The following is a 26133-nucleotide window of genomic DNA, read 5'->3' as shown; positions in this document are numbered from 1 at the left end:
AGTAGTTTTATTGAGATGATTTTCTCTTTTATTCATCATTACAATATCAATTTTTTTCTATCAGGATGCAATAATAGGCTATCTGTAAGGTCCAATCGTGATAAAATTAAATAAACAATTAGAGCTATGAAATCTCATATATGAAATATGATATTGGTTAATAACACGAATTGTGAAAAGTCATTAAATTACAGGGGAAAGATATAAATGGCAAAATTAATGGATTGGAAAAATAGTGCTCACGGGCAAAAATTTATAGCTTCTTTTAGCGGAGGAAAGGATAGTGCCTTAGCTCTATATAAAGCAATGATGGTTGGAGAAGCGGTTGGACTGATCGTCATGCTGGAGGAAGAAGGAAAACGTTCTAGATCTCATGGAATGCCTCCGGAACTCATACATGCCCAAGCTAGATCTATAGGTTTGCCCGTATATACTGCAGCTGCAAGTTGGAGAGATTATGAAAAAGTATTTATACGTCTTTTAGAAAAGGCTAAAAATCAAGGATCAGAAGTGTTAGTAACTGGAGACTTAGATATGCCTGCACATGGCTGTTGGCATGAAAAGGTTACGAAGTATGCTGGATTAAAGCTTGGAATGCCCTTATGGGAAATGAACCATCATGAAGCTGTCGAAGAGTTCATAAATTTAGGATTTGTAACGATTATTGTAACAGTAAATTTATCACTTGGAATGCGAGAGGACGATTTAGGGCGAACGTTAACTCATGAATACGTGAAGGAGCTTGAAGCTCGTGGTATTGACCCCTGCGGAGAAGGTGGAGAGTTCCATACCACAGTACTAGATGGGCCCATTTTTAAACAACCTATTCCAGTTCGTAAATGTGAGATTTTTAAGGACGGAGAATATGCTTTTTTACCTTTAGAGCTAGACCAGTAACTTATTAAACCTTGATAAAAGTGCAAAACGAAAAAGCATGTTTTGAAAAAATGATCAAAACACGCTTTTTTTATATTCAATTTATTTTCCTTTTCGAGACAATAAAATTGAAGAAATTGAGAACGGGATAGTTGAAAGTGTTTGGGTTTAAAATCAATTAGGTAGACCTATCATTAAAGTTATTTAATGTAAAAAGCCAAACAAGCAATAACCCCTTCTAAATTTAGGACGGGGTTAAATTATAGTTGTTTAATTTTCTAAATACGATACTTCAATGTACTTAAAAATATAACTATAAAGTTATTTAAAAATCTAAGGTTTATTCAACAATAGCGCCGATTGTGTAATAAGGATTGCACCATGCAGATTTACAACGTTAGGGACTAAATAACTTTAGAAAAAATGAAATTTGTTTTCGTATGTGCAAATGGGATTAAACCGTCGATAAATAATTCTGCCTCCTCAAACGTAGCAAAGTTCGCTTTCAACATAAAACATGCAGCTCCAGCAATTCGGTAGCAAAAATCGATATTATGTTGCTTTTCAATATGATTTTTAAAATCTTCATACAATGTATTTTTAATTGTAGCCTCGATAATTGAACTAATTGGATAACCACAATTCTTTTTATTCAATTCAATTGTATATTTCGTGATAATTTTTTGCTCCTCTAGCTGTAGTACACGTTCTTTTACTGCTGGTGAACTTAAATGTACACGTCGACCTAATTCACTCATTGATAATCGACTATTCATTGAAAGTTCTTTTATAATTTGCTCATCAATTAAATCCATTCTTAAAAATACCCCCAATTTTTAAAGTTCTTTTATATTAATACTTTAAATTTCAAATGTAAAATTTAATTTTGAGTTGGTAAAATAAATTATCATTCTTTTGGAGGTAATAAAATGACACCATTTCAAAAACTATTAAATTTCAATCCTACCGTAAAACTGTTATGGAGAAATATTAGCGAAGAACTTGAAAAAGATAACTATCTATCTGCTCAATTGAAAGAAGAAGTACGGAAAACATTAGCACAAGTTAATGGCTGCCTGTATTGTAAAGCGAAAGGGACACCTAATCCACAATTATATGATGAAAAAACTGCAGTATGTACTGGATATGCGGAAGCTTTTCTTCAATCAAAGGGACAAACTTCTCCTTCTGTTACAAATGTTTTAGATAAATATTTAACTAAAGAAGAGAAGGATGAATTATTAACGTTTATATGTTTTATCACAGCTTCGCAATATCTTGGTGCTTTACATCAGCTTCAACCAACGATCATTAAATAACCATATTAGGGACCAGTCAGTAAAAATGAGCATTTACAGTGTTAATGTTCCCAAACGACGGTTTGGGTATGTTTTTACTCAACTAACAGTGTAGGATAGTTATAATGTATTCAACTTATGAAATTGGAGGTTTTAAATGCGACATGATATAAGAGGAGTATGTAAGATTTTCGATGACGTAGAGGGTTGGGGGTGGATTTCAATTGAAGGAGAGGCTGACGTATGGGTACACTTCAGTAGTATTCAAATGGACGGGTTTAAATCACTTACCATAGGTGAGGCAGTATCTTTTGACCTTGAAGAAAATCCAAATTTAAAAGAACAATCACGTCGAGCTGTAAATGTTAAGAAACTCGCAAAGTTAACCTAACAGGTGTATTAGTGTAGCAAGCATTTCAATATGTGCCCAAACACCGCTTTGGGTGCTTTTTTTATTCAATGGGATGTTATTGGTTGGGTGGAACGATTTCAAGGTGTTGGAACTCGTTATTTAGACAACTACCTTTATTGGTTCCGTTGGCTTGAATTAGGAAAAAATTTTCGATAAACGTGTAGAACAAATGCTTATTTCAGCGTGTCAAAAATCCAACAATATTACTGTTGAAACGCTAAGAAATGCAAAAAAATGACCTCATTATAAGTCTTTAGGAGTTTAAAAGTTCTTTATTCTTTTACAATTTCCAACTGTTTGTAATATTTATCTACAATGGTATTAATATCTGGATTTGTATCGTAATAAGTAATATCAATTTCATTTAGATAAAACTTAAATTCTTTGTCAAAAAGCGTAATACCATATCTCCAACCCTCACGGTTTCCTTGATTTTCTTGTGGAGTAAATTCAATTTCATTAATCAGAGATAAAAATTCACCGATTTGTTCTTGATTAGTTATGGTTTTAGAATAACCAGTTGTACCATCTTGAATGATAACTTTATCTACATTTTCAATTTTTGCATCATTATAAAACCATTCTAATGATTGCGTTTTTCCATTAGAACATGCAGAAAGTAATAATAGGCATATTAACAACATTAAGTACAAGTATTTTTTCATATAACCACCTCCATATTTATTCTACTACAATTAGACGTATTAAATTACAAAAAAATACATTTAATAACGTTCCCAAATCAAAGCTTGGTAACATTTCAAACAGCTACAAACTCCAATTTAACAGTGTTTGTAGCTGTTTTTATAGGAAATAACACAGACGCTGCGGAAAATTTTAAAGAAGACTGTTCGATTCGCTGAACTTGAATGGAGGTAACATATAAATAGAATCTCAATGATATGTCCAAATGAGCTTCGGACACTTTTTTTATTCAATGGCAACAAGATAATTAGTTATGTTAGGAAGGCTGTATTTTATTTAAAGGAATTGAATGAAATAAAAGATGATGTAGTAGATAATATGTACATACAGGCGATGATAGAATATTTTAAAACTATATTAGATTTGATAAATGGCAATGGAAAGAGGATACTGTTCTAAAGATTATTGAAATATATGACTTCTTAGAATTGGATTCGAAAAAAGAACAGTGTCAAACTTTTTATAACAAAGTGAAATCACTTTACAGTATTATCTAATGGCTCTATCTAACCGAGTGATCTCACGGACGGAAAGTAGCTACTGTGCTCTTTACCAATTGACCGCTCTCTATTCCAGAAATCACTTTAAAGATTTAGAAGTGTTAAGATGGAAATCTTTCAACAAAGCAAATATGGTATAAAAAAACCAACTATCTGATGGAAATCAGATAGTTGGCTTTTTGCCATGCGCACACTATTACCATTAACGTAGCAGACGGATTGTATCAATTCTCCAATAATTATGTGCTATGACCATATTTCTTAATTGTGGCGTAGAAATAGCGTGAACCATTTACTATTATTAATCCTCTGTTTCATCCGGTATTAATACTTGATGCCCATCTGTTGTCATACCATTGTCTATAAAAGGTTTTACGTTATAATATTCGTCTAACTCATGTAAAATCATGTGAAGTTCATCTAAAATTGGGTCCCTCTTACTTATCTCCTCGTCAAGAACGCGTTGTGTAATTTGCTTGGCTTGCGTTAATTCCTCTATATTTTCTTCACTTGGCTCAATGCTGTCTAATAAAAGCAATATTTCGTTCAAATAATTAATATAAATCGTATGAGTGGGAATCTCATTACCTCTAACTGCTCCCATAAAAATAGCATTTTCTGTAATGGCAGCAGCTTTGAGGTGAGCAGCAAATAAATTATAATTGGGATCTGAAAAATCGTACTCCACACGTATATTTGTCTCTGGATCTACTCGAGCAAAGGTAATTGCGTTCCAAGAATCATATTCACCGCCGACTTTTAATTGTTTGCTTTCTTTATCTCCTTCACTTGTTATAACAGCATGTGAATCTCCACTATTAGGAGGGGTTTGATTATTCAACTGAGTGAAATCTTCGGCACTCTCTTGAACATCGTTATTAGCGAACATAGTGTAACCGAAGAAAATTAATCCAATTGTGAAAGTGAATGTAAGTGCATTTTGGAAATAATGAGGTTTGGACATTTTCTTTTTTTCAACTTTTTGAATTTTGTTTAATACATTCTTTTTGTTCTCTTCTGTAAATGTAACGTTGATTTTCTTTTCGAAATCCAATTCCTTTAATTGTTTATCCATGAATGATGCCTCCTACTTCATTAAGTATTGAAACTTTTAACTTTTTCCGGGATCTTAATAGGCGAGATTGTAAGGTGCTTTCCTTTTCATTTAAGATGGCGCAAATTTCTTTAATGGATAATTCTTTGTAATAATAAAGGATTACGACTTCTCGATATTTGATAGGTAAATCCATTACTTTTTCAAATAGACCCTTATTTAAGGAGTTTTGTAAATATAGCTCCGATAGGTCCTCTTGCTTCGAGGAAACGCTTGATTGCTGTCGAGTTAATCGCTCAATTAAATTGAAATGACGTAATCGATCACGTTTTAAATGATTTTTGCATTTATTTGCAGCAATTGAATAAATCCAGCTTTTTAGTGATGAATTCCCTTTAAAAGTATGTATATTTTGATAGACGGCCACAAACACTTCTTGGGTTACATCCTCCGTATCCGCTTCATTTTTTAAATACATATAAACAAACCTTTTTATTTCAGTTCCATATGTATCCATAATATCCACTATTGCTTCAAGCGGATTTGATGTAATGGCATCTAATTCACTTTGCTTCAATTCCATTCAAAAACCCTCCTTACTTTCCGTTTAAATAATAAGACACTACAAATAGAAAAAATATTGCACTTTTTTGGAAATTTTTTATTTTTTATTAACATACTATAAATTCTACTTAGACAATCTATGCAATTAATACTCAAGCGTTTTATCGATTAGATGTTACAAAATGCCACCCATTTTTAAGGGAACACGAATCACAGACAAGAATTTGGTTAGAACCTTCTGAAATTAGATATATTATGAATAACCATGAATTAATTAATGATATTATCGAAGATGCTCTAACTATTAATGCTTAAACATCACAATACGAATTTACAATACATCCATACATGTAACGCTCCCAAATCAAAGTTTCGGATTGCAAAAAAAGAGACAAACGTTGATGTAACAGCGTTTGTCTCTTTTTTAGAGTAATTTTGTTTATACAGATAGCATAAACAGTTGAAGTAGCTGCACTTATCCTTACAAAGCTTGTTCATAAATTGCATAAAACTTGTTATTTCTTTTCATTGAAGTGTTATTCAACAATATGGCCCTTGAATGAAAAAAGCGCTGATCCTAATTACAGAATCGCATCCCAATAATTGTAGTTCCTTGTTCAATTAATTTTTATCAAAAATCTTTCAAGTGGATTAAATCCCCAAAATAGTTTTAACACGATCGTTTTCTTCTTTCTTATCCAAATATTCAAAGAAACCCAGTTGATTCCCCCAGGGATCAGCAAAAGATCCCCATTTTGCAGTTACTTCTTCACGAGAAAATATTTCAAAGTTCTCAATTCCTAACTCTTTTACAAGTCTATCTCTTTCAGCAATTATATTAGTAACCCCTAAACGTAAAGGTCCACTGCCTTCAGAAGGCATTCCTTCAGCAACTTGCAACCAATAACCAGGTATGATCTCCCATTCGGCGAATCCTTCATGTGGGATAAAATCAGGTTTTTATTTAGTAAAATTTCATACCACCTTTGCCCTTGTTGGATATCAGTAACACGGACTTGATTAGTAATTTCAAAAATCATTTATTCCCCTCCTAGAGTTGTATATCTATAAATTCTAGAAGACAAGAAATATTCCTTTTTCTAAATTAAACTGCTGCGTTAGTTAAAGGGCATTACATAAAATTTTTTATTTACTTTACTCAACAATTTGGCCCTATAATTTAATAAAGCACTTTTCTAATCAGAAAAGCGCCCGATTGTTGAAGATCTTTTTCTGTGTCCTCAAACTCTTGTTTGGTAACATTAAGTGCTTACCGTTGTAAAACTGCATTTTTCTGAAGCTACTATTCACTAGTGTGTAAATTCGTTGTTTTTGAAATCCTTGTTGTGCTACCTAAAAAGCACTACATTTAAACTACACTTTCCTCCTTAATTTACAGTTGAATTCATCACAGATTACATATTCCTAAAATTCTTTTTAGATTTTGAAACTTTATAATAGAATTATTTGCTCTAATAAGTGAAAGGAGGTTAGCTCATGAACAATAAAAAGGAACATCTAGCTTTTAAAGCTATTCATGGGGACAAGCTAGCTTTTGAGGAATTATTAAAAGGTGAAGGTGAGAAATTATATAAAATTGCCTTTCTCCATATGCAAAATAAAGAAGATACATTAGATGTACTTCAAGAAGCTACTTGCAAAGCTTATTTAGCAATCGGACAACTCAAGGAGCCAGCCTACTTTAGCACATGGCTTATCAAAATTTTAATCCGTTCCACTTACAAGGAATTAGAACGAAAGAAAATATTAATTACTTTACCCGAAGAAACAATTACATACATTTTGGAATCGAACCAAGTAGAAGAGCCTACGTTTGATGTAACAGAATCACTAGCTACATTAAAACCTGCTAGCCCTTTAAAGGAAAAGGCGAAAAAGGACCCTCTCCTTATTCAAGAAAGCGCCCTTTATTTGTATAACTAAGTCTAATATTAATGGTTAATTCTGAGATAAGAGTGGAGCATTATCTAATTCTTATTGAATATCTAATGCAGTTACATAAGTAGCGGTACTACCTTCCCATGTTCCTACTATTTCAACTATATATTTCCCTTTTTCTTTTATTTCTTCAAATGTATTATACGTTGCAATCACGTTACTATTGCCCCAGACTCTTATTTCATATTGAGTTGGTCTTTTTTTAAAATCTAATTTTACAGTTTCGGCTAGATTAACTCTAACAGCTTGTTCGATATTTACTATCTCGGTTGGAGGAGCATGATCCGCCTCTACAGTTACTCCTTGCCCTGTACTTTTATCAAAATAACTCCAACTATAAGTTTCTCGGTAAGTTTTATTTTCGTCTTTGCCAATTTTTAATTTTATAGCGGGTGGTTTTTCCCGATTATTTGACTTTGTGATTATATTATTACTTGTACTTTTAGATGTATCTTCTTCGACAGTACTACACCCTAATAATGTGAATAACATCATTAATGAAAACCCCATTCGAATTAATGTATTCATAATATGCCTCCCTTTTAAATTAGTCGACATTTTCAAAATAAAGTTACAAAATATTTTATCCTAGTAGTCTGTTAATTTAAGTTTATTTTTTTATCTGTACTTTAACATTAATATCAATTTTTTAGTGGATTGTTATTAAATTAAATGGCCCTAAAACGCAAAGGGCCAATCCTTTTATTCTTAGAAGCGCCCGATTGTGGAATAACGAATGCTATTATAGGGGTATGTTCAGTAATACTACCAAACGTCGCTTTTGTATAAGAAACAAATATCCCGCCTTATAAGCATTTGAGGATTATTATTCCATAATCAAACAGAGAACTACCAATGAATGAAAGGTGGAATTATTTTGGATGAAAAACGGAAGGAAGAACTGAGGATTAAAGAAAACAAATTAATGATGAGACAAGCGGGCTTTATAGTATTAATGATAATAATTTTTATACCATACTTTAAATTCTGTGCATATTTGTCAAAGAAGTATTAGGCGTACCTGCTTGTGTGCGATTTAGATTATCATTGAAATTTCCAGCTGGATTCCTCGTTTGTTCTTCTCGATATAAACGCTCTCTTTCCTGTTCTGGTGTTTCTTTTCTAGACATCTGAACACCTCCTAAGTTGTTATATTAGTATTTCTAGCAGAGTTCAATTAATTCCTTTAACCTTCCCAAAACATCGTTTAGTAGTACTGCCTAAAAGAATTTTATTCCACAATCTGGCCCTTATCTGAAAAGGGTAGCATCAAATCTATAAGCACAAAGATTTCCCAAATACAATTTTAAAAACGTAGTTGATAATACGAACCAATTAAAAAAGGGCTGTTTTATCACCGTTGTCAAATCAATATTTCCCCATATTTCATAAAGTATATAAGGACAGGAACAGAGTCGTAGATTGGAAAAGAAGCTATTTCGTTCACCGAAAACAGCAAGCCCTTACCCAGTAACGAGTAGAATAATCAAAATTCTGAAAATGATACATAAATTTAATATAAAAGTTGCTTTCAATCATTTATACTAAAAATATAGTCATTCTGAGAGGTGAATTTAGTGATTATTAAAGATAATAAATCATCCCATTTAGATGAACACCTAAAGAATAATTCTGAAATTAGTAGTAATGAAGATAAAGAAATGCTTGAAAACATCAAGGTTACAATAGAGAAAAATAAAGAAATAATAGAGCAAAACCGTAAAATTCTTGAATCAAAGAAACAAGAAGAAGCCACTGAAGAATGATCTCAGTGGTTTTTTGTTTTATCTTATTGCTCTTGGAATTCCTTATAAAATAACTTTAGGGTCTTCCTTTTTTCCAGGAAAGCGCCCGATTGTTGAAGAACTTAATTTATACTGATAAAAATATCTTACGAGTCAAGCTTATAAATTCAAGCAACAAAAATGAGATATCAAGCATCCCATTGTATTTCTATTGTTTCTTATTTTTCTGGGGTTACATCCTTATAAGAAACTTCAAAATTACCCTCTGATCCTGTAACAGTAATCTCTAGAACCTTTTCCTTACCAGTTCCACCACCGTTTTCAAATCTTGCAAAAGTCTTACCGACTTTTTTAGGCTCAAGAATAGCGTATACATTGTCTAATCTTTGTTCTGTTGCCACTCCATCAAGGAGTACATTTGTTTCATAGTTAGAGATTTCCTTAATAAAGATAATTGAAGGGTCGTCAGTAACTACTTTGTCGTGTACCCATCCTCCAGTTTCAATCTTAGAAACACTTCTATTAGTTATATCAAAGTCTTTGAAGTATAAGTATTCATATTGAGTTCCTTTTTGCATACTATTAATCATCAATGCTAACTGAGAGCGCTTAAGGGCTTCTCCTTGTCTAAACTCTAATAGTTCACCTCTGTTTGCGCTAGTTTTACCTGTTTTATAACCAGAAACATATTTATAATAATGCATAGTTTCAATTGCATGGCTGAATTGACTCTCTAATGTAAGCATTATATCGCCATTCTCAATGGCACTATTTTCTCCGCCACCTACATACCATGTAGTGTCATCAAAACCATTAAATCCTATATCATGAGCGCCAATTAATGGAATTTCAAATCCTTTTACTAGAATTGAAGACATTTGCCCACGAGTTAAAGGATCGTTGATTCCGAATACACCGTTACCTTTCCCTTTAACAAGCCCTGCATTCTCTAATGCGGCAATATATTTATAGAATTGGTGGTCTTTTGGAACGTCCTTAAATTTAGGGTCTTTGACATTTTCTATATCAAGTTCTAAAACTTTTGCGATTATACTAGAAGCTTGACCTCGTGTTACATTCTCGTATGGTCTAAAACTATCATTAGTTCTACTAATAGCTTTTTGATTTATTAAGCTTTCTACTGCTGAATAGAAGTTATCTGATGTCTTTACATCTTTGTAATGCACTGTACTGGCACTTGCGTTTGCAACTGTACCAACCATACTTGTAAAAAATAAACCTGTTGCTAACCCTGCTGTAATTAATGTCTTCTTCATTTTCCTTCATCTCCTATAACAACTTATTCGATTTTAAGTTTGTTTATATTTCTGTACATCTTCTTATGATGACATACCCATCCTGCTGAACAACGCTGTACTGACGGAAAAAATGAAAATTAGTTTCACATTTATTCAAATTTTTTTAGCAAGTCTTTTAAGAACATGGAGGCGAAGAAGATTAATCACTAATATGCTCCAAATTAACAACGACCTTAACCCAAGTATCATAACAATGAGGGTCACTATGAATTGTACAAAACGTTTGCTCAGGGGGACTCCATTAAATCTTATATAAAAAATGTTTCTAAAGTTCAACAATCTGGCCCGATTGTTGAATAACGTGTTTATCAATTAAGGAAAAAACGCAATAAAAAAGAAGACCGTTGCCTCGACAATGGTCTTGTATGGGTGGCGGTATACTCCCGCCGCTGTGACAGTTTATACCTTATGAAATGCACAATATTATATCTTAAGAATGTTGTTCAACAATCTAGCCTTAAAGAGAATTAAGTCTAGTCTTACGGGGTCATTTCTCACTATTTACAATGAATTGATGGACTTTGTCTAGGTCCACATTTCCGCCAGAGATAACAGTTGCGATGTTTTTACCATGAATGTTTAGTTTATTGAACATAGCTGCTGCGATCGTTACGGCTGCCGATGTTTCTATTAGTTGTTTCGTACGTTCCATGACGAAACTAAAGGACTGGCGAATTTCATCTTCACTCACAAGGACAATATCGTCTAGATATTTCATAAGTACAGGGAAGGTCAAATCACCCGGCTGGTTAGTTCTTAATCCGTCCGCAATGGTCTGACTAACAGGAATTGTGGTGATTTTTTCATTTTGTAATGATAGGTATGTATCATTAGCAAGTTCAGGTTCTACCCCAATTACTTTTATTTTCGGGTTAGTTTCTTTAATGGCTGTTAGAATTCCAGATATAAGTCCACCACCACCAATCGGGACTATGATTACATCAACATTCTCCACCTGTTCCAAAATTTCTAATCCAATAGTTCCTTGCCCTGCCATAATCAATGGGTCGTCATAAGGTGGAATATATACGCCTTTTTCTTGATTTGCAATCGCCTGTGCTCTTGGTATACGTTCTCCAGAAGTAGTCCCACACATTTCCACCTTACCACCATAAGTTTGGATTGCGTTAACCTTACACTTACTAACGTTTTCAGGCACAACAATGGTTGCCGGAACTCCGTATTTTTTTGCAACATAAGCAACGGCTTGACCGTGATTACCTGATGATGCTGCTGTTACAAACTTCGCACCATTTTCAATCGCATGAATAATTTTATTAATTGCTCCTCGTATTTTAAATGACCCTGTTTTTTGTAAATGCTCTGATTTTAAAAACATCTGATTCCCGCATATTTCAGAAAGTTGCCTTGATTGTAAAATTGGTGTTACATACGCTATATCGCTAATTCGTTCTCTGCCATCTTTCACATCTTTTAAAGAAATCATGTTGTTAATCCCTCCTATTTAACTGCAATAACAAAATCAATCTCAATCGGCCTTTAATTTGGGAACGATTATTTATATTTTATTGTATGTATAAACATTTTAAGCTTTTGATATTTTAATTAATTTTATTAAGCCTACACTAAATATCAAAGTCCCTATTAGCATAAACGAATGGATGAAACCATTTAAAATTGGTACATACTCTCCTGTTAAGTTTCTCTCTGCATAAATAATTCCAACAGCACTATATGCTAACGGCGTGCTTACCAAAACTAAAATTAAACCAAAAATAAAATACCATATGGATTTTTGCATCGCTCGTACCTCCCTTCTCCATTCATAAAATAATATTTCAACAGTTTATAATGTAAACCCTTCAAAATGCCCCAAAGCTTCGTTTGATAATCTCTCATATTAGAGTACAACAGCCCACCGTTAGTTCAATAACTTCTTTAAATCAATTCTCTGGTAAGTTTTATCATAAGAAGATCCATCACTATCATAAAAAATTGCTTTCTTTATATATGGTTCTGATATAGTTTCATAACTGTGCTTTTTAATTAACTTAACCATCTTAGGATTCTCTATTGGATCAACACTCACATATATCTCCGTATAACCTAAATTCCTTGCGATATTTTCCCTGTATCTTATTAAATCTGAACCGATACCATTTCCCCTATATTCCTCTTTTACATAAAGGTCGCTTAATTTGGGGTGTAATGTACCTTTAATCTTAAGTAATCCAAAACCTAATATAATTGAATTTTGTTCAGCAATTAGCAAATAAATTTCTTTATTCATAAATTTCTTTAGATAATGAATAAATAAAGCTCGATTATTTCTAATACTACATAAACCAGACAAGTCGTTTTCATTTGCAAACCTTATAATGTATCGCATTATAACTCTCCTAATTTACTGACTTCTTACACAATCCTGCGTGGTAGTTTAAGTACATTCAAACCTAATCAAATTTTAACATAAATATCCAATTCATTCTTACTAAAAGTTAATCTAGAAAATGGCCCTATAACGGAAAAACGCGATCTTCTTATTGAAGAAACGCACCCGATTGCGTAATAATGACTAGCTTATAATAACTGGTTAGTTAAAAAATATTAGATTAAAAATTGAATCCACTTATGTTCCGGTTCGTGAAGTTCAAGTGCAGATTTGAGCCATTGTCTCTTCTTATTATCAAGATGGTCCTTTACTGTAATAAAATCTTGATGGTCTTTTACTCTTGTATTCTTTGCCTTATATAAAAGTACTATTTCTGGATTTAGATAGGGGATACCCGTTCCAGAATAACTCCACACTGAATTTAGTGGTGAGCAAATCCTCAAATCTCTTCTGAATTCCCAATCATTATCTTTTGATTCATTTAGAAGAACCTCAATTTTATCTCCATTTGATTTATTGGTAGCATGTATTTCGTGAATAGGTAGCTCTAAAAATTCATTTTCCCAATTATGGAATTCACTTTTAATTACTTTACTAAAATCCCATTCTCTTAGATACGTTTTTAAATTTAGTTGGTCTTTTCGATATATAGCAATCTCTATATCTTTGTGTTCTCGTGTTTCTTTCTCCATAAAAAGATCAATCGCCCAACCACCTGCAATGAACCAAGTTTTATTAAATTTTGCCATTAAAGAAGTAACATATTGGCATTGTTCAAATGACATATAAATCCCCCAAATCTAAAATTACTCACTTTTAAAAAGATCCCTATATACAAATTAATAATATTTAAGCAGTTGAGCTTATTCAAGGAAAGCATCCGACTGTTGCATAAGCGTGGCTAAGCACCACAGATGTTCCCCAATACGATTTAGGGTGCATTTTATATAACTAACACTATATTTTTTGGTATAATTATCCATTATAGATGAGGTGAGAACAATTTGAGAAATATCTTGAAATTTATTGTACCCTTTATTGTACTTTTACTTACTCTATCAGCTTGCACGCAAACGGATAGAAGTGAGAAGGAAGAAAGTTTTGATGATAAAGAATTATTATATTTATTTGAGAACTCTGATACCAATCAAAAGTTTAAAATTGTCCATGTTAATACTATATTTGATAGCTACCTTGAAAAAGTAAAAGATCCTACAAGCCAATCAAACTTGGAATTATACAAGGAGGAGGTTATACAACCTGTTTACAGCGACTGTTTTGAAAATGGAGAGTTCATACATATAGTAGATTCCTTTCTTAATAAGGCTCCAACTAGTTTAACCGAATTAAAAATTGTAAGTGAATTAATTGAAACTAAAAAAGATGACATAAATGCACTTATTCAAGATGCACTGCTTCAATCCGCTAAGCTACTACCATCTGAAAGTGACGTAGCAGTATGTGTCTTTCCATCTAGTAATTCAAATGTTGTTATGTATACGGTAGGTGCTGGTAAAATTCTTATTCCTTATAATGAATACTTTGAAGATAATTTTATAAAAGCTGCTTTAGCACATGAATATCATCATAGTACTTGGGCAGAAAGTTATTTAAGTACTCATTCAGGTTCAGTCTTAGATAATCTTATATTTGAAGGAAAAGCTGTTATGTTTGAAAAAACTGTATATCCTGATATTGAAATTACACAAATGGATTTCACTTATAATAATGAATTTTGGTCTAAAATTGAACCTGATTTAAATAGTAAAGATATAAATCGTTCTTTAGAAATCTTATATGGTGGTAATGGGCTGCCTTTATTTTATGGGTATAGTGAAGGCTATAAAATGATTAAATCCTACCTTGACTTATATCCAAACCTAACTCCAGAAGAATGGACAGCATTAAGTACAGAAGAGATTATTGAAAAGGGGAAATTCTTCGATAACTACAATTAAATCAATGTATTAACAATCTGTTCTAATTAAGCTCATTGCAAAACATAAAATTTAACTTAGACAAAATTATACAATTCTATACAAAATAACGTTCCCAAATGAAAGTTCGGGAACCACTACCCCCTATTCAATTGAATGGAGGTTATTTTGGCTGCTTATTCACTAAATGTATCAAAAAAACACTTCGAAATTTTCATTTAATGTTAAAAATAACTAAATGTGTTATTTTTATTTATGGAGGGAGAGATATTATTGGGTTTACTTTTTTATTTCAGCGTAATTAGGGATACCATTTTAAACTTTTTTCAAAATGGTATCTGGGTACTTGGCTTTTTTTATCTTTTAATTAAGATATTCGAAAATGCTAAACTTAAGCATTTTTCTAAGTATGTTATAGCCATTGTTTTAGGAATATTGTTTATCAACGCTATATGGGTAAATATAGATAGATTTAAATATATCAACTAATAGGTACTTCATTATAAAATGGATTTATAACGTATACAAAACAAACCTAAATAGCGTTACCAAAACAAAGTTTGGGAATACACCAAAATGCGGGAAACGTTGATTTAATAAAGTTTCTCGCTTTTCTTATGGAACATTGTTTGTACGTGATTTTATGCAAGTCAATGAAACGTTACTAAAGCAGCTTTTATACTTGCTGGGATTGATCTTTAATTTGCATAAAAACTTGTATAGCCATTCTTTTATCAATATATATCTGCATCTTCTCTAGGACTCCCCCAAAGAAAAACGTTGCTCCACAATATGTCCCGATTGTGGAATAAGAAAAATGCATTCCATACAGGTTTTTTATCAATTTTCATTAAAATACCACAATAAAAAAAATACATCCATTATCTCTTTAATAGATGTATTTTTATATACAAATAAAAGTTTGTTTATATATAATCAAACTCAAATCCTCTAAATATAAGATCTGGTTTTATTTTATTATACTATTTAGCCTATAGTAGTATCATTACAGGCTTTGTTTTTACTTTTCGAAATCCCCCAACTCTTGGGAAACATCCGCTAAAATTTTCCCTGCTGATCCTTCCAAGATTAAATTAAACGAATAGTGTAGACTGGTGGACGTTTGCTCCCGGTTGATGTAGACGAGCTTTCCTTTCGACATGCTCGGCAACTGGTTGACAGGGTAGACTTCCAAACTTGTGCCGATCACAATGACAAGGTCTGCCTGGTGTATTTCATGTAACGTGCGGTCCCATGCCTCGGACGGCAATGTTTCTCCAAAAAGCACAACATTCGGGCGTAATTTTCCCGAACAATACGTACAAATACTATTATTCAAAAATTGCTCTTTTGCATGTGGCTTGCCGCATTTTTGGCAGCGGATTGTTACAATATTTCCATGCAGTTCCGCTACATTTTTACTTCCGGCCTGCTGATGAAGCTGGTCGACATTTTGGGTCGCAATAAGCGTAACAAGTCCGCGCTTTTCAAAGTCTGCTAAAATAAGATGTCCTTCATGGGGTTTGCAGTTGTCCAATGCATTCATTCTTGTCTGGTAAAACTCGCGGAATTGTTCATAGTTCTTTTGCAGGCTTTCTGTCGAAGCAACAATACGCGGATTGATATTTCGCCATAAGCCTGTTGACGAGCGAAAATCCGGTATGCCCGATTCGGTGGACATTCCGGCACCTGTCAGCACTACTATACGGTTCGATTGTTTCATCAAGTGAGCCAGTGTTTCAGCCGTCATCCTGATTTCCCTCCATCTCAATCTCATTTACAACTTCCAGCAATGTATTCGTCAAAAGCGCGAAACGTTCAATGATATGATCTTTTACAATATGCTCATGTTCTGCATGAATGCCGTCCCCTACTAGTCCAAGGCCATCCAATGTCGGCGTGTATAACGATGTGAAATTGCCGTCACTTGCACCGCCGACTGATGCTTCTTCCACATCAAAACCAAGCTCCTCCGCTTCTTCCTGCGCAATTTCGAACAGTTCTTCACTGTCTTCATCACGTTCCATCGGCGGCCGGTTAATCCCGCCATCAATTTCAATTTTCGTACGTTGATCATATGGCTTTAGCTCTTCGAAATAATCGTCGATACGTTCCTGCTCTGTGCGAGTAACCGATCGGACATCGACTCCTACGTGCGCTTCATCAGGTACGACATTCAGTTTACCGCCGCCCTGGATCATACCGACATTTAGCGTTGTCCCTTTTTCGTAATCGTTCAGTGCATCAATATTCAGGATTTGCCTTGCTGCTTCCGTAATTGCACTGACACCATCCCGCGGATTATTGCCAGCATGCGATGCTAGTCCTCGAATATTCAGCAAATACCTGGATGTCCCTTTCCGCGCAATTTTCAGTTCACCCGAAACAGTAACAGCAGGCTCCAATATAAAAGCCGCCACAGACTTTTTTGCTTCTTCTTCGATTAGCGCTCTGGATGTAGGGCTTCCAATTTCTTCATCGCTGTTCAGGAAAAAAACAACCCGCCGCTTCAAAGGCAGATTCATTTTTTGAACATATTTAAAAAACCAAATAGCACTGACGAGACCTGATTTCATATCCAGAATACCAGGACCAAAAATTTTATCTTCTTCTTCCCGATATGGTAAAGCTCCCTGATCCCAAACGGTATCATAATGACCAATCATTAATATCTGTTCGGTCCCTTCGCCCATTTCAAAACGGAGATGATTGCCGTTATGCTCCATCGCATATTCCGTAGCTTTCACATGAAAATAGTCATAAAACATCGATTGGATCACATCTTTGCACAGATCAAGCAACTCTTTATTCTGTGATGGGGAATCAGCTAATACTAAGCGTTTAATATCGTCTTTAATATCCTTTTCATGCAATGTAAAAAAATCGAATGCTTCCATAACAACGCCTCCTTCGTTTTCTATACCCAAAAATGCCTAAGTGACATTCACTTAGACATTCGAAGTGTTGCTTTTTTGCTCCCGGCAATTGATAAATAGACAACAAAAACAAGCATTAATAAAATACCGACATATTGCCAGCTATACAAAGTTGCACCGAGCCAGACAACGGAAATCACCATTGCCGTCAACGGTTCGAAACTAGATAAAATACTCGTTTCAACTGGAGATATGTATTTCAGGCTTGTTAAAAATAAAATATAGGCGAAGGATCCAAAAATACCCGTAGCAATAATAAGAAATACATTTACCGGATCCAGCAACAACAGCCATTGTTCTGTTTTCCAAAGCTGACCCGCTACCGAGAACATAAGCCCTCCTATGATCATACCCCAGCCAATAATGATGATGACCCCTACTTCAGCCATTAGCCGAGCAGGATACAATGTATAAAATGCATACGTAAATCCTAACAGCAGTCCCCAAACAAGCGCTTCATTGCTCACAAGCAACCCTGAAACAGAGCCATTTGTCAGCAATAGAAACAGCCCGACGAGCGTACCGAAAATACCGATCAGTTGACTGCGTGGAGGAAGAACCTTCCCAACGACCGATGTATAGATAACGATGAAGATTGGCGCCAAAAACTGCAACAGTGTTGCAATAATCGCATTGCTCACTTCAATCGATTTTACAAACGTAAATTGTAAACCTACCATTCCAATCACACTGAAAATAAGTAATTGTACCGAATTGTTCCGGTTTTTCCAAATCGAGAATATCGATTTTTTCTGCATAGCTGCAATGCCAAGTATTAAGATGCCTGCAATCATTAACCTTACAGCAAGCATAAATTCGGCGGTCATGGTTGTTTGTTGCAGGAGCCATTCCATCATCGGACCGGTAGCCCCCCAAAATATCGAGCCTACTATAATCATCGCTATGCCTTTCAGACGTTCCACAAATACTACCTTCTTCCAACGTTCTATTCATAATAAAATTTTATCATGATTCCATTGTTGGGAAAATAGTACTTATTATTTGATTAGCTCAATCCAGCCACTTTCTTTAATCGTTACACGGGGTGATGCATACTTTGGAGGTTCGTAGGAAAATACGGTTTTATCAAAATCATCCTTTACAACAAACACATTTAAAAATTGGATTTCATTAATTAATTTTCGAATATGCGCTTTATCATACAAATCGCTTTTTTCATTCATTAAAATAAGCAATTCATTCTTTATACTCAATACGTCCCGTTCATTTGCTCTGCGTATAACACTTTTCGGCATTTTAAGAAATTCGTCGATTTTCATTAAGTTCTTTTCCATCGTTGTCTTCCTTTCCCTCTTGGCAATACTTGTGTAAATCTTCTTTTATTGTTATTTACCCAATTTCACCAAATTCACCCCTAATTAATCACCAGAAAGAAATTTTAGACGGCTTATATGCTTAATATAACAAGCTTTTAAATTGTATGTTAATCCGTATTTTTGAATATATATTTATCGGATAATAGGTGTATACCACATTAGATGGCTGCCCCCAGCCCTCCTATTATTGAGTATAATAAAAGATTCACATCTTCAAAAAACAAGTCAGTGTTCCAAAAAATGATAAAAGGCATCGAGCAAAAGATACTCGATGCCTGCATTACTTTTATTACATACTTTTTAATTTCTCATACTCAAGCTGCAATTGTTCAATACGCTTACGTCCTTCTTCACGATTGCGCACTGTTTCTGCCTGAATTTGTTTTGTTTCTTCAATGCCGGAAATTATCGTTTTCCACGTTGTTTCGATCGTTTCGACTTTGATGCTCGGACTGCCTGCCTGACGCGCAATGTTCACCGAATTTTGTCGCACATTTTCCGCGTTTCGTACAAGCATTTCATTTGTTCGACGGTCCAGTTCAGCCATCGAATCGGAAACAAGCTTTTGTCGCTGCATTGTTACGGCATGAATCAGACCTTGTTTGAAAATTGGAATTGTCGTCACGAATGCGGAGTTGATTTTCCCGATTAAATGGTTGTTGCCTTGCTGCATTAAACGAATTTGCGGTGCCGACTGGAATGATACTTGCTGAGCCATTTCAAGATCGTAGCCTCGTTGCTCCAGTAACTCGATTCCGCGTGTAACCGTTTCAAGCTCCATGATCGCTTCATGGTCACCGGAATCCGCTTTTGCCGATAATGCTGGCAATTGCTGACGCAAATCGTTTACTTTAATATCGATTGCCGCAATGTGCTCGCTTAAAGTATGGAAGTAGTTGAGGTTCTCATCATACATTTGTTCAAGCTGCACGGTATTTCGTTTCATTTCCACTTCGTACTTCTGAATTTCGTTATAAACGACATCGACTTCTTTATTCATCGTATCGTATTTGGATAAAATGCGCTCCAACTGCTCTTTGCTTTTTGAAAACAGTTTTTTCAGGAAGCCTTTTTTCTGCTCTTCCTGGAAATCCTGAGGATCAAAACGGTCCATAATTTTATTTAGATTGTTGAGTAAGGTTGTCGACTTTTCCAGGTTGCTCTGTTTAATCGTTGCGAGCATACGGTCTGAAAATGTTGAAATACCCTGAGCCGTTTCTTTACCGAATTCGAGAACGGCAATTTGATTTTTCACGTCAATTTTTTCTGCAAGCTGTTGAACTTGCGGCTGTTGTTTTAACTGTTCCTGACGCTGGCGGATTTGAGAAAGCTCCTGTTGCGAAACGAGTTTTTTTTGTGGTTGTTCGATCATATCAGTTGTTGGCGCCGGCTCTTGCTCAGCACGTTTATTTAAATCTTCAAATAATGGATTTTCAGCCATGTACGATTCCCCCATTCTATGTATTACTAGTATTTACGTAAATTTTCATGAAAAGTTTCATGCTGTTGCTGCTAATTATAACGCAAAACATTGTGATTATTCTAATTTGAGCCTACCGGAAAATAAACGCACAGCTTTTAGACAACAAAAAATGCCCTTTTATGCGCAAAAGGACACTTTTTGTAAGTCTACTATTGGGGGAGAGACTTCACACCCACACAAGCTTTGCATGAGTCTAAAGATAAATTACCCCAAATCGTTCAACCTAAAACACTTTTTTATATTTCCAATGATTTTTTTCGAATCGGTTTTAAAATCAGTCCTAATGCAAAAATACAAATGGCAATTATGACTGCCGAGTAAAATAGTCCGCCATAGCCGTTTTGCGCTGCCATGACCGTTACTTCATTAACAGAATTCAAAATGACTTCTTTTAACGTCGGATCCTGGATATTTTGAACGACCGTCATCATTTGTTCCTCGGAAAACTGATCGCCCGCAGCAAACTGACTGCCCACTTGAGCAAGTTCTGCAGTTGCCTGTTCCGATAAATTTGCCTGTTGTACATTTTGCTGTAAAATTCCTTGGAAATCGTTTTTAAACAGTGATGGGATTTCGCTGAATCCGCGCGCGATAAATCCTGCATAAATTGTCGGCGCAATCGTCATCCCGATTGTTCGAATTAATGAGAGTGACGCTAATGCCGTCCCTTTATTTGCTTCGAGTTTTTCGGTTGCCAAAATGTTCAGTGGTGCTCCTAGAAGAACGCCCATGCCGACACCGCCAATTACGGAAGCAATTACAAACTGCCATTTTGCATCAATCCATGTCGGGAACAGGAAAAAGCCAATTGCAGCAACGAGACCGGAAAACAGAACAGCTAATACCGGGCCACGTTTATCGACTAGAATACCGCCAACCGCTGCCCCAATACCTGCAGCTAGTGCAAGTGGTGTCATCCAGTAACCCGCATGTTCGGATTTAATACCCAATACTTGTTCTGAAAAGGCCGGAATGAAAATCATCGCAGCAAGCATTGCACCAGATAGAAGACCTAGCAGCAATGTCAGTAAATAAGTAGGCTGACGCATTAACGCTACCGGTAAAATCGGGTCTCCTCCACGACGCTCAAGACGAGTTTCATAGAAATAAAGGATAACAAGAACAATAATTCCAGCTAGTAAATAAGGATATACGGTTGGTTCGATTAACGAGCTGAAAAAGTTGATGCCCTCAATATTAGTCAGTCCGTACATAATTCCTAAAATTGCAATGGAAAGCAGTACTGTACCGGTCATATCGAGCTTGCCAGGTGCTGCGTCTTTCGTTTCTTCCAGTTTGAGAAAACCCATAATCACAAGAAAAATTGCGATCGGCACATTGATTAAAAACAGCCAATGCCAGCTGCCTGTGAGATCCAAAATGACACTTCCGATATTCGGACCTAACACTGCGGCAACCCCGTTCATCCCGCCAAGCAATCCTAGTGCTTTCCCTTGCTTTTCTGCTGGCAGTGTACTCACGACATATGAAGTACCTATAATAAAAATACCGCCGCCGCCCAGTGCCTGGATAAAGCGGGAAATTAAATAAAACGTAAAGTTCGGGCTAAGTGCAACGAGCAGAGATCCAAGACCAAACAACGCAATTTCAACAATAAACAGTTTTTTGCGTCCATAACGGTCCGAGAGTTTCCCGACAATCGGGACACTGATTGCCAAGCCAAGAGTATACAACGTGACACCCCAAGCTCCCCAGTTTGCTTCAACATTGAATGAGCTGTTGATCGTAGTGAGAGCTGCACTGATGATCCCATTGTCAAGTGCCGCCATAAATACGCCCAGTGCAAATAAAGTAAGCACCCATGTTTGTGAAGTCTTCGCATTCGTCATAAAAAGACACCTTTCTTTTTAAGTTACCTATTATTATACTGCTAATTTTGAAATTGACTAAGAAAAAGTACCAAAAAAAGGAACAAAAATGTCCTGTAAAAATTTTTACAGGACATCCATTGTTAAACTAATAGCTGTTTCGCATTTTGAATTTGAAGTGCTACTTGCTCAAAACCTGTACCGCCCAATGAATTACGTCGGCTGACAGCAGCTTCCGGTGCAAGTACTGCATAAATATCTTCTTCAATTAACGTAGATTCTTTCTGCATTTCTTCCAATGGCAGATCCAGTAGGTAAATTCCTTGCTGGATGCATGTAAATACAAGCTTCCCTGTTACTTCATGTGCTTCACGGAACGGCATTCCTTTTGTCGCCAAATAATCCGCAAGCTCTGTCGCATTTGAAAAGTCTGAATGTACAGCACTGTGTAGACGCGCTTTGTTGACCGTCATCGTACGAACCATACCTTCGAAGATTTTCAGTGAGCCTAATACGGTTTCCATCGTATCGAACATGCCCTCTTTGTCTTCCTGCATATCTTTGTTATATGTTAATGGCGTACCTTTTAAAACTGTTAACAGCCCCATTAAGTTCCCGTATGCACGGCCTGTTTTCCCGCGGATCAGCTCTGCCATATCCGGGTTTTTCTTTTGTGGCATAATGGATGAACCCGTTGAGAACGCATCATCCAGCTCGATAAATTTAAATTCATCTGTCGACCAAATAATGATTTCTTCCGCAAAACGTGATAAGTGTGTCATTAATAGTGCTGAATTCGATAAAAATTCGACGATAAAGTCACGATCACTTACCGCATCCATTGAATTGGCATATACTTCAGCAAATCCAAGCAGTTCAGCCGATTTTAGACGGTCGATCGGGAATGTTGTACCTGCCATCGCTCCGGCACCTAAAGGTAAAATATCAATACGTTTCATTGATTCTGTAAAACGCTCTTTATCACGTTGCAGCTGCCAGAAGTACACCATTAAATGGTGGGCAAAACTAATCGGCTGCGCACGCTGTAAATGCGTGTAGCCAGGAGCAATCGTGTCCACATTCTGCTCCGCCTGCTCGATAATCGTTTTTTGGAAATGCTCGATTAATCCGATCACTTCAGGTACACGTTTCTTTAAAAATAAGTGCATATCTGTTGCTACTTGGTCATTACGTGAGCGTCCAGTATGCAGCTTCCCGCCAACAGGACCGATCAAATCAATCAGCATCTTCTCAAGATTTAAATGGATGTCTTCATTTGAAACTGAAAACTCCAGTTCACCTGCTTCGGCTTTTACTTTTAATTGTGCCAGACCATCCAGAATTTTCTCGACATCTTCTTTTGGTAAAATATTTTGTGCTCCAAGCATTGTGACATGCGCTACAGATCCTTCAATATCTTCCAATACTAACTGCTGATCAAAGCCAATCGATGCCCCGAACTCGTCAACCCAGCTTTCTGCAGACTTTTGGAAACGACCGCCCCATAATTTTGCCATAGTAGTTTCACTCCTCAACTTATGTTCCTCATAATAGAAGAAGCGACTCGGGTTCCGAATCGCTCACTTCATTAACCGTATATCTAATTATTTATTTACTGTTTGTTTTGTGCTTTTTGCTACTTCTGATGCTACAACTGTTGGCATACCCCATAATTCGATAAAGCCTACAGCAGAAGCGTGGTTGAATTGGTCATGTTTTGAATATGTCGCCAATTCTTCAGAGTATAGAGAATTTGGAGATTTACGTCCTTCAACAATCGCATGACCTTTGTAAAGTTTTACACGAACTGTTCCGTTTACATACTTTTGCGTTTCTTTTAAGAATGCTTCAAGAGCTGTACGAATTGGGTTGAACCAAAGACCGTTATAGATGATTTCAGATAGTTTTTGTTCAATGATTGGTTTGAAATGCGCCAATTCTTTTACTAATGTAATATCTTCTAATTCTTTATGCGCTGTTAATAACACTTTCGCACCTGGAATTTCGTATACTTCACGAGATTTAATACCAACTAGACGGTTTTCAACGTGGTCGATACGGCCAATACCGTGTTCGCCCGCAATTTTATTCAATTCTTGAATTAAGTCTGCTAGTTTCATTTGAATTCCGTTAATTGAAACAGGCTTTCCTTCAACGAATTCGATTTCCACATATTCCGGTGTATCCGGTGCTTGTTCCAATGAAACTGTTAAACCGTAAGCTTCTTCTGGTGGTGCAACCCAAGGATCTTCCATGACACCCGCTTCGTTTGCACGGCCCCATAGGTTTTGGTCAATCGAGAATGGTGAATCGAGTGTTGCCGGAATTGGAACACCATGTTTTGCTGCGTATTCGATTTCTTCGTCACGGCTCCAGCCCCACTCACGTACAGGTGCTAATACTTCAAGATCCGGATTTAATGCTTTAATTGATACTTCAAAACGTACTTGGTCATTCCCTTTACCAGTACAACCGTGTGCTACTGCATCGGCATTTGTTTCATTTGCGATTTCTACTAATTTTTTAGAAATTAATGGACGAGATAATGCAGAAACTAATGGATATTTTTGCTCATACCAAGTGTGACCTTGTAGTGAAATTAATGCAAAGTCTTCTGCAAACTCATCTTTTGCATCGATCATATATGATTCAACAGCACCTACTTGAAGTGCTTTATTACGGATAAATTCCAAGTCTTTACCTTCACCAACATCAAGACATACTGCGATTACGTCCCAACCTTGTTCTTTTAACCACGGAATTGCTACTGATGTATCAAGACCACCTGAATATGCTAATACGACTTTCTTGTTCGCCATGTTAATTGCCCCCAAATGATGTATGTTTATACATTGAATTAATAGTTTATACACGAATAGTAACACGTTATAAAAATAAACGCAACTGCATTTATATAAATTTTTTCACTTTTTGATACAATCTAAAAACTTTCATTCGTGAAGTTTTCACAAGCTCTCGTTCATGCATAAATATGCTATTAATTGCAGCAGATTACAAAAGAGAGCAATTCAATTTTTATGACTGAAAAATCGAATACTCTCACACTTACTTCTTATTAAAGAAACCTTTGCCAACAAATTCTACAAGTGCTGGCGCTACCGCGTATAATTTACTCGTTACACTCATAATACGAGGTAGATTCACTTCTCGAGGACGCTTCTCGATTGAATCGACAACTTCTTTCGCTACTTTTTCAGGCGGTAGCAGAAATTTTCCGATTGCTTCCTTATAAGCGTTCGTTGCATCGGCTTTCTGAATAAATGGTGTATCGATCGGTCCCGGATAAATCCCCGTAACATGTATATTGTATTCTGCCAACTCCAGACGCAGGCCATTCACAAAGCCGGTAATTGCATGTTTACTCGCTGCATATACACTTGCTTTTTTCGTTGCGACCTTGCCCGCCTGTGAACCAACGAAGATAAAGTGGCCGTTCTTCTTTGCAATCATTGAAGGTGCGAGACGTTTTGCCAAGTAAATCGGCGCACGTACATTCACATCTAACATTTGATCGATTTCCCGGTCCGCTAAATCAACCGCACTTTCAAAGTAGCCTAATCCGGCATTTAAAATCGCGATATCGATTGGTGGTAATTGCGATACGACTTCATCTATCTGAGATGGAATTGTTAAATCCGCTTTGTAGGCAACCGCTCCGATCCCATTTAAATAGTTGATGGCACTGTCATTTCTTCCAGTTGCATAAACGGTGTGTCCTTTTTTTACTAACATTTCTGTTATGATGCGTCCAATACCGCTTGTCGCACCTGTAATAAAAACTGTCTTTTTCATAGCTTCCCTCTTT

26 protein-coding genes and 3 pseudogenes are annotated in these 26133 nt (G+C 35.7%); 8 read left to right on the top strand and 21 right to left on the bottom strand.

The window, feature by feature from the left end:
- The first annotated feature begins 207 nt into the window (after positions 1-207).
- On the top strand, positions 208-897 hold the full coding sequence (locus MHH44_RS09135; protein WP_340798380.1) for a Dph6-related ATP pyrophosphatase: 690 nt from the start codon (positions 208-210) through the stop codon (positions 895-897).
- 76 nt (positions 898-973) lie between these two features.
- Positions 974-1045 (top strand): annotated as a pseudogene (locus MHH44_RS21185) (3-hydroxyisobutyrate dehydrogenase); the annotation flags it as partial.
- Positions 1046-1280: 235 nt separating this feature from the next.
- Here MHH44_RS21185 and MHH44_RS09130 read toward each other — a convergent pair.
- Positions 1281-1691 (bottom strand): Lrp/AsnC family transcriptional regulator, encoded by a 411-nt coding sequence (locus tag MHH44_RS09130; protein ID WP_014824001.1) that lies wholly within the window; start codon positions 1689-1691, stop codon positions 1281-1283.
- 114 nt (positions 1692-1805) lie between these two features.
- Between MHH44_RS09130 and MHH44_RS09125 the strand changes: the two genes are divergently transcribed.
- The 3 genes and pseudogenes from MHH44_RS09125 to MHH44_RS09115 form a co-directional block, all read left to right on the top strand.
- Positions 1806-2195 (top strand): alkylhydroperoxidase, encoded by a 390-nt coding sequence (locus MHH44_RS09125; RefSeq protein WP_008408898.1) that lies wholly within the window; start codon positions 1806-1808, stop codon positions 2193-2195.
- A 136-nt stretch (positions 2196-2331) separates the two neighbouring features.
- Positions 2332-2565, top strand: coding sequence for a cold shock domain-containing protein (locus MHH44_RS09120; protein ID WP_340798379.1), 234 nt, complete (start codon positions 2332-2334; stop codon positions 2563-2565).
- A gap of 81 nt (positions 2566-2646) precedes the next feature.
- Positions 2647-2824 (top strand): annotated as a pseudogene (locus tag MHH44_RS09115) (IS1595 family transposase); the annotation flags it as partial.
- A gap of 34 nt (positions 2825-2858) precedes the next feature.
- On the opposite strand, the gene MHH44_RS09110 reads toward MHH44_RS09115, so the two are convergent.
- The 4 genes and pseudogenes from MHH44_RS09110 to MHH44_RS09095 all read right to left on the bottom strand — a co-directional run bounded on the left by MHH44_RS09110 (position 2859) and on the right by MHH44_RS09095 (position 6449).
- On the bottom strand, positions 2859-3251 hold the full coding sequence (locus MHH44_RS09110) for a hypothetical protein (RefSeq protein WP_340798378.1): 393 nt from the start codon (positions 3249-3251) through the stop codon (positions 2859-2861).
- Positions 3252-4092: 841 nt separating this feature from the next.
- Positions 4093-4866, bottom strand: a complete 774-nt coding sequence (locus MHH44_RS09105; RefSeq protein ID WP_340798377.1) for a polyphosphate kinase — start codon at positions 4864-4866, stop codon at positions 4093-4095.
- Positions 4859-5428, bottom strand: coding sequence for a sigma-70 family RNA polymerase sigma factor (locus tag MHH44_RS09100; protein ID WP_340798376.1), 570 nt, complete (start codon positions 5426-5428; stop codon positions 4859-4861). The genes MHH44_RS09105 and MHH44_RS09100 overlap by 8 nt, the downstream gene beginning before the upstream one ends.
- 632 nt (positions 5429-6060) lie before the next feature.
- Positions 6061-6449, bottom strand: a pseudogene (locus MHH44_RS09095) (VOC family protein).
- Between the two features lie 457 nt (positions 6450-6906).
- On the opposite strand from MHH44_RS09095, the gene MHH44_RS09090 reads away from it, so the two are divergent.
- The gene (locus tag MHH44_RS09090) at positions 6907-7353 is read left to right on the top strand and encodes a sigma factor (RefSeq protein ID WP_340798375.1); all 447 of its coding nucleotides are present in this window, start codon (positions 6907-6909) and stop codon (positions 7351-7353) included.
- Positions 7354-7404: 51 nt separating this feature from the next.
- On the opposite strand, the gene MHH44_RS09085 is transcribed toward MHH44_RS09090, so the two are convergent.
- A complete protein-coding gene (locus MHH44_RS09085) occupies positions 7405-7896 on the bottom strand; it encodes a hypothetical protein (RefSeq protein WP_340798374.1) in 492 nt (163 codons plus the stop codon).
- Between the two features lie 452 nt (positions 7897-8348).
- On the bottom strand, positions 8349-8498 hold the full coding sequence (locus MHH44_RS09080; protein ID WP_340798373.1) for a DUF6366 family protein: 150 nt from the start codon (positions 8496-8498) through the stop codon (positions 8349-8351).
- Between the two features lie 447 nt (positions 8499-8945).
- On the opposite strand from MHH44_RS09080, the gene MHH44_RS09075 reads away from it, so the two are divergent.
- Positions 8946-9134: a hypothetical protein gene (locus tag MHH44_RS09075; RefSeq protein WP_340798372.1), complete on the top strand. Its 189-nt coding sequence runs from the start codon at positions 8946-8948 to the stop codon at positions 9132-9134.
- A gap of 197 nt (positions 9135-9331) precedes the next feature.
- Here the strand turns inward: MHH44_RS09075 and MHH44_RS09070 are convergent, their stop codons facing one another.
- The 5 genes from MHH44_RS09070 to MHH44_RS09050 all read right to left on the bottom strand — a co-directional run bounded on the left by MHH44_RS09070 (position 9332) and on the right by MHH44_RS09050 (position 13570).
- Positions 9332-10390: an S-layer homology domain-containing protein gene (locus MHH44_RS09070; protein WP_340798371.1), complete on the bottom strand. Its 1059-nt coding sequence runs from the start codon at positions 10388-10390 to the stop codon at positions 9332-9334.
- A gap of 529 nt (positions 10391-10919) precedes the next feature.
- The gene (locus MHH44_RS09065; RefSeq protein WP_340798370.1) at positions 10920-11879 is read right to left on the bottom strand and encodes a threonine ammonia-lyase; all 960 of its coding nucleotides are present in this window, start codon (positions 11877-11879) and stop codon (positions 10920-10922) included.
- A 99-nt stretch (positions 11880-11978) separates the two neighbouring features.
- Complete coding sequence (locus MHH44_RS09060; RefSeq protein ID WP_008408990.1) at positions 11979-12194, bottom strand: hypothetical protein; 216 nt, start codon at positions 12192-12194, stop codon at positions 11979-11981.
- 120 nt (positions 12195-12314) lie between these two features.
- On the bottom strand, positions 12315-12782 hold the full coding sequence (locus MHH44_RS09055; protein ID WP_340798369.1) for a GNAT family N-acetyltransferase: 468 nt from the start codon (positions 12780-12782) through the stop codon (positions 12315-12317).
- A 218-nt stretch (positions 12783-13000) separates the two neighbouring features.
- Positions 13001-13570 carry a nucleotidyltransferase domain-containing protein gene (locus MHH44_RS09050; RefSeq protein ID WP_340798368.1) on the bottom strand — a complete coding sequence of 190 codons (570 nt, stop codon included), beginning with the start codon at positions 13568-13570 and terminating at the stop codon, positions 13001-13003.
- A 219-nt stretch (positions 13571-13789) separates the two neighbouring features.
- Between MHH44_RS09050 and MHH44_RS09045 the strand changes: the two genes are divergently transcribed.
- Entirely contained in the window at positions 13790-14743 is a 954-nt protein-coding gene (locus MHH44_RS09045) for a DUF2268 domain-containing putative Zn-dependent protease (RefSeq protein ID WP_340798367.1), read from the top strand.
- A gap of 1000 nt (positions 14744-15743) precedes the next feature.
- Here MHH44_RS09045 and MHH44_RS09040 read toward each other — a convergent pair.
- The 9 genes from MHH44_RS09040 to MHH44_RS09000 all read right to left on the bottom strand — a co-directional run bounded on the left by MHH44_RS09040 (position 15744) and on the right by MHH44_RS09000 (position 26120).
- Positions 15744-16472: an NAD-dependent protein deacylase gene (locus MHH44_RS09040; protein ID WP_340798366.1), complete on the bottom strand. Its 729-nt coding sequence runs from the start codon at positions 16470-16472 to the stop codon at positions 15744-15746.
- A complete protein-coding gene (locus MHH44_RS09035) occupies positions 16462-17619 on the bottom strand; it encodes a M20 family metallopeptidase (protein WP_340798365.1) in 1158 nt (385 codons plus the stop codon). Before MHH44_RS09035 ends, MHH44_RS09040 begins: the two co-directional genes overlap by 11 nt.
- 47 nt (positions 17620-17666) lie before the next feature.
- Positions 17667-18581 carry a DMT family transporter gene (locus tag MHH44_RS09030; RefSeq protein ID WP_340798364.1) on the bottom strand — a complete coding sequence of 305 codons (915 nt, stop codon included), beginning with the start codon at positions 18579-18581 and terminating at the stop codon, positions 17667-17669.
- Between the two features lie 75 nt (positions 18582-18656).
- The gene (locus tag MHH44_RS09025; RefSeq protein ID WP_008407820.1) at positions 18657-18953 is read right to left on the bottom strand and encodes a hypothetical protein; all 297 of its coding nucleotides are present in this window, start codon (positions 18951-18953) and stop codon (positions 18657-18659) included.
- A gap of 331 nt (positions 18954-19284) precedes the next feature.
- Positions 19285-20436, bottom strand: coding sequence for a toxic anion resistance protein (locus MHH44_RS09020; protein ID WP_340798363.1), 1152 nt, complete (start codon positions 20434-20436; stop codon positions 19285-19287).
- 278 nt (positions 20437-20714) lie between these two features.
- On the bottom strand, positions 20715-22328 hold the full coding sequence (locus MHH44_RS09015; RefSeq protein ID WP_340798362.1) for an MFS transporter: 1614 nt from the start codon (positions 22326-22328) through the stop codon (positions 20715-20717).
- 122 nt (positions 22329-22450) lie between these two features.
- Entirely contained in the window at positions 22451-23824 is a 1374-nt protein-coding gene (argH, locus tag MHH44_RS09010; protein WP_340798361.1) for an argininosuccinate lyase, read from the bottom strand.
- Between the two features lie 87 nt (positions 23825-23911).
- On the bottom strand, positions 23912-25126 hold the full coding sequence (locus MHH44_RS09005) for an argininosuccinate synthase (RefSeq protein WP_340735035.1): 1215 nt from the start codon (positions 25124-25126) through the stop codon (positions 23912-23914).
- A 247-nt stretch (positions 25127-25373) separates the two neighbouring features.
- Positions 25374-26120 (bottom strand): SDR family NAD(P)-dependent oxidoreductase, encoded by a 747-nt coding sequence (locus MHH44_RS09000; RefSeq protein ID WP_340798360.1) that lies wholly within the window; start codon positions 26118-26120, stop codon positions 25374-25376.
- Positions 26121-26133 lie beyond the last annotated feature (13 nt).

The organism is Solibacillus sp. FSL K6-1126 (assembly GCF_038003445.1).
GTDB lineage: Bacteria > Bacillota > Bacilli > Bacillales_A > Planococcaceae > Solibacillus > Solibacillus silvestris.
This window is presented reverse-complemented; position numbering and strand designations above follow the sequence as displayed.

Bases quoted from the DNA above. Each gene is read 5' to 3' on its own strand.
- MHH44_RS09100 (WP_340798376.1), bottom strand. From the start codon at position 5,428: ATGGAATTGAAGCAAAGTGAATTAGATGCCATTACATCAAATCCGCTT.
- MHH44_RS09080 (WP_340798373.1), bottom strand. From the start codon at position 8,498: ATGTCTAGAAAAGAAACACCAGAACAGGAAAGAGAGCGTTTATATCGA.
- MHH44_RS09025 (WP_008407820.1), bottom strand. From the start codon at position 18,953: ATGGAAAAGAACTTAATGAAAATCGACGAATTTCTTAAAATGCCGAAA.
- MHH44_RS09070 (WP_340798371.1), bottom strand. From the start codon at position 10,390: ATGAAGAAGACATTAATTACAGCAGGGTTAGCAACAGGTTTATTTTTT.
- MHH44_RS09020 (WP_340798363.1), bottom strand. From the start codon at position 20,436: ATGGCTGAAAATCCATTATTTGAAGATTTAAATAAACGTGCTGAGCAA.
- MHH44_RS09005 (WP_340735035.1), bottom strand. From the start codon at position 25,126: ATGGCGAACAAGAAAGTCGTATTAGCATATTCAGGTGGTCTTGATACA.
- MHH44_RS09060 (WP_008408990.1), bottom strand. From the start codon at position 12,194: ATGCAAAAATCCATATGGTATTTTATTTTTGGTTTAATTTTAGTTTTG.
- MHH44_RS09090 (WP_340798375.1), top strand. From the start codon at position 6,907: ATGAACAATAAAAAGGAACATCTAGCTTTTAAAGCTATTCATGGGGAC.
- MHH44_RS09125 (WP_008408898.1), top strand. From the start codon at position 1,806: ATGACACCATTTCAAAAACTATTAAATTTCAATCCTACCGTAAAACTG.
- MHH44_RS09085 (WP_340798374.1), bottom strand. From the start codon at position 7,896: ATGAATACATTAATTCGAATGGGGTTTTCATTAATGATGTTATTCACA.
- argH (WP_340798361.1), bottom strand. From the start codon at position 23,824: ATGGCAAAATTATGGGGCGGTCGTTTCCAAAAGTCTGCAGAAAGCTGG.
- MHH44_RS09130 (WP_014824001.1), bottom strand. From the start codon at position 1,691: ATGGATTTAATTGATGAGCAAATTATAAAAGAACTTTCAATGAATAGT.
- MHH44_RS09035 (WP_340798365.1), bottom strand. From the start codon at position 17,619: ATGGAAGCATTCGATTTTTTTACATTGCATGAAAAGGATATTAAAGAC.
- MHH44_RS09135 (WP_340798380.1), top strand. From the start codon at position 208: ATGGCAAAATTAATGGATTGGAAAAATAGTGCTCACGGGCAAAAATTT.
- MHH44_RS09050 (WP_340798368.1), bottom strand. From the start codon at position 13,570: ATGTCATTTGAACAATGCCAATATGTTACTTCTTTAATGGCAAAATTT.
- MHH44_RS09105 (WP_340798377.1), bottom strand. From the start codon at position 4,866: ATGGATAAACAATTAAAGGAATTGGATTTCGAAAAGAAAATCAACGTT.
- MHH44_RS09000 (WP_340798360.1), bottom strand. From the start codon at position 26,120: ATGAAAAAGACAGTTTTTATTACAGGTGCGACAAGCGGTATTGGACGC.
- MHH44_RS09110 (WP_340798378.1), bottom strand. From the start codon at position 3,251: ATGAAAAAATACTTGTACTTAATGTTGTTAATATGCCTATTATTACTT.
- MHH44_RS09015 (WP_340798362.1), bottom strand. From the start codon at position 22,328: ATGACGAATGCGAAGACTTCACAAACATGGGTGCTTACTTTATTTGCA.
- MHH44_RS09120 (WP_340798379.1), top strand. From the start codon at position 2,332: ATGCGACATGATATAAGAGGAGTATGTAAGATTTTCGATGACGTAGAG.
- MHH44_RS09065 (WP_340798370.1), bottom strand. From the start codon at position 11,879: ATGATTTCTTTAAAAGATGTGAAAGATGGCAGAGAACGAATTAGCGAT.
- MHH44_RS09055 (WP_340798369.1), bottom strand. From the start codon at position 12,782: ATGCGATACATTATAAGGTTTGCAAATGAAAACGACTTGTCTGGTTTA.
- MHH44_RS09040 (WP_340798366.1), bottom strand. From the start codon at position 16,472: ATGACGGCTGAAACACTGGCTCACTTGATGAAACAATCGAACCGTATA.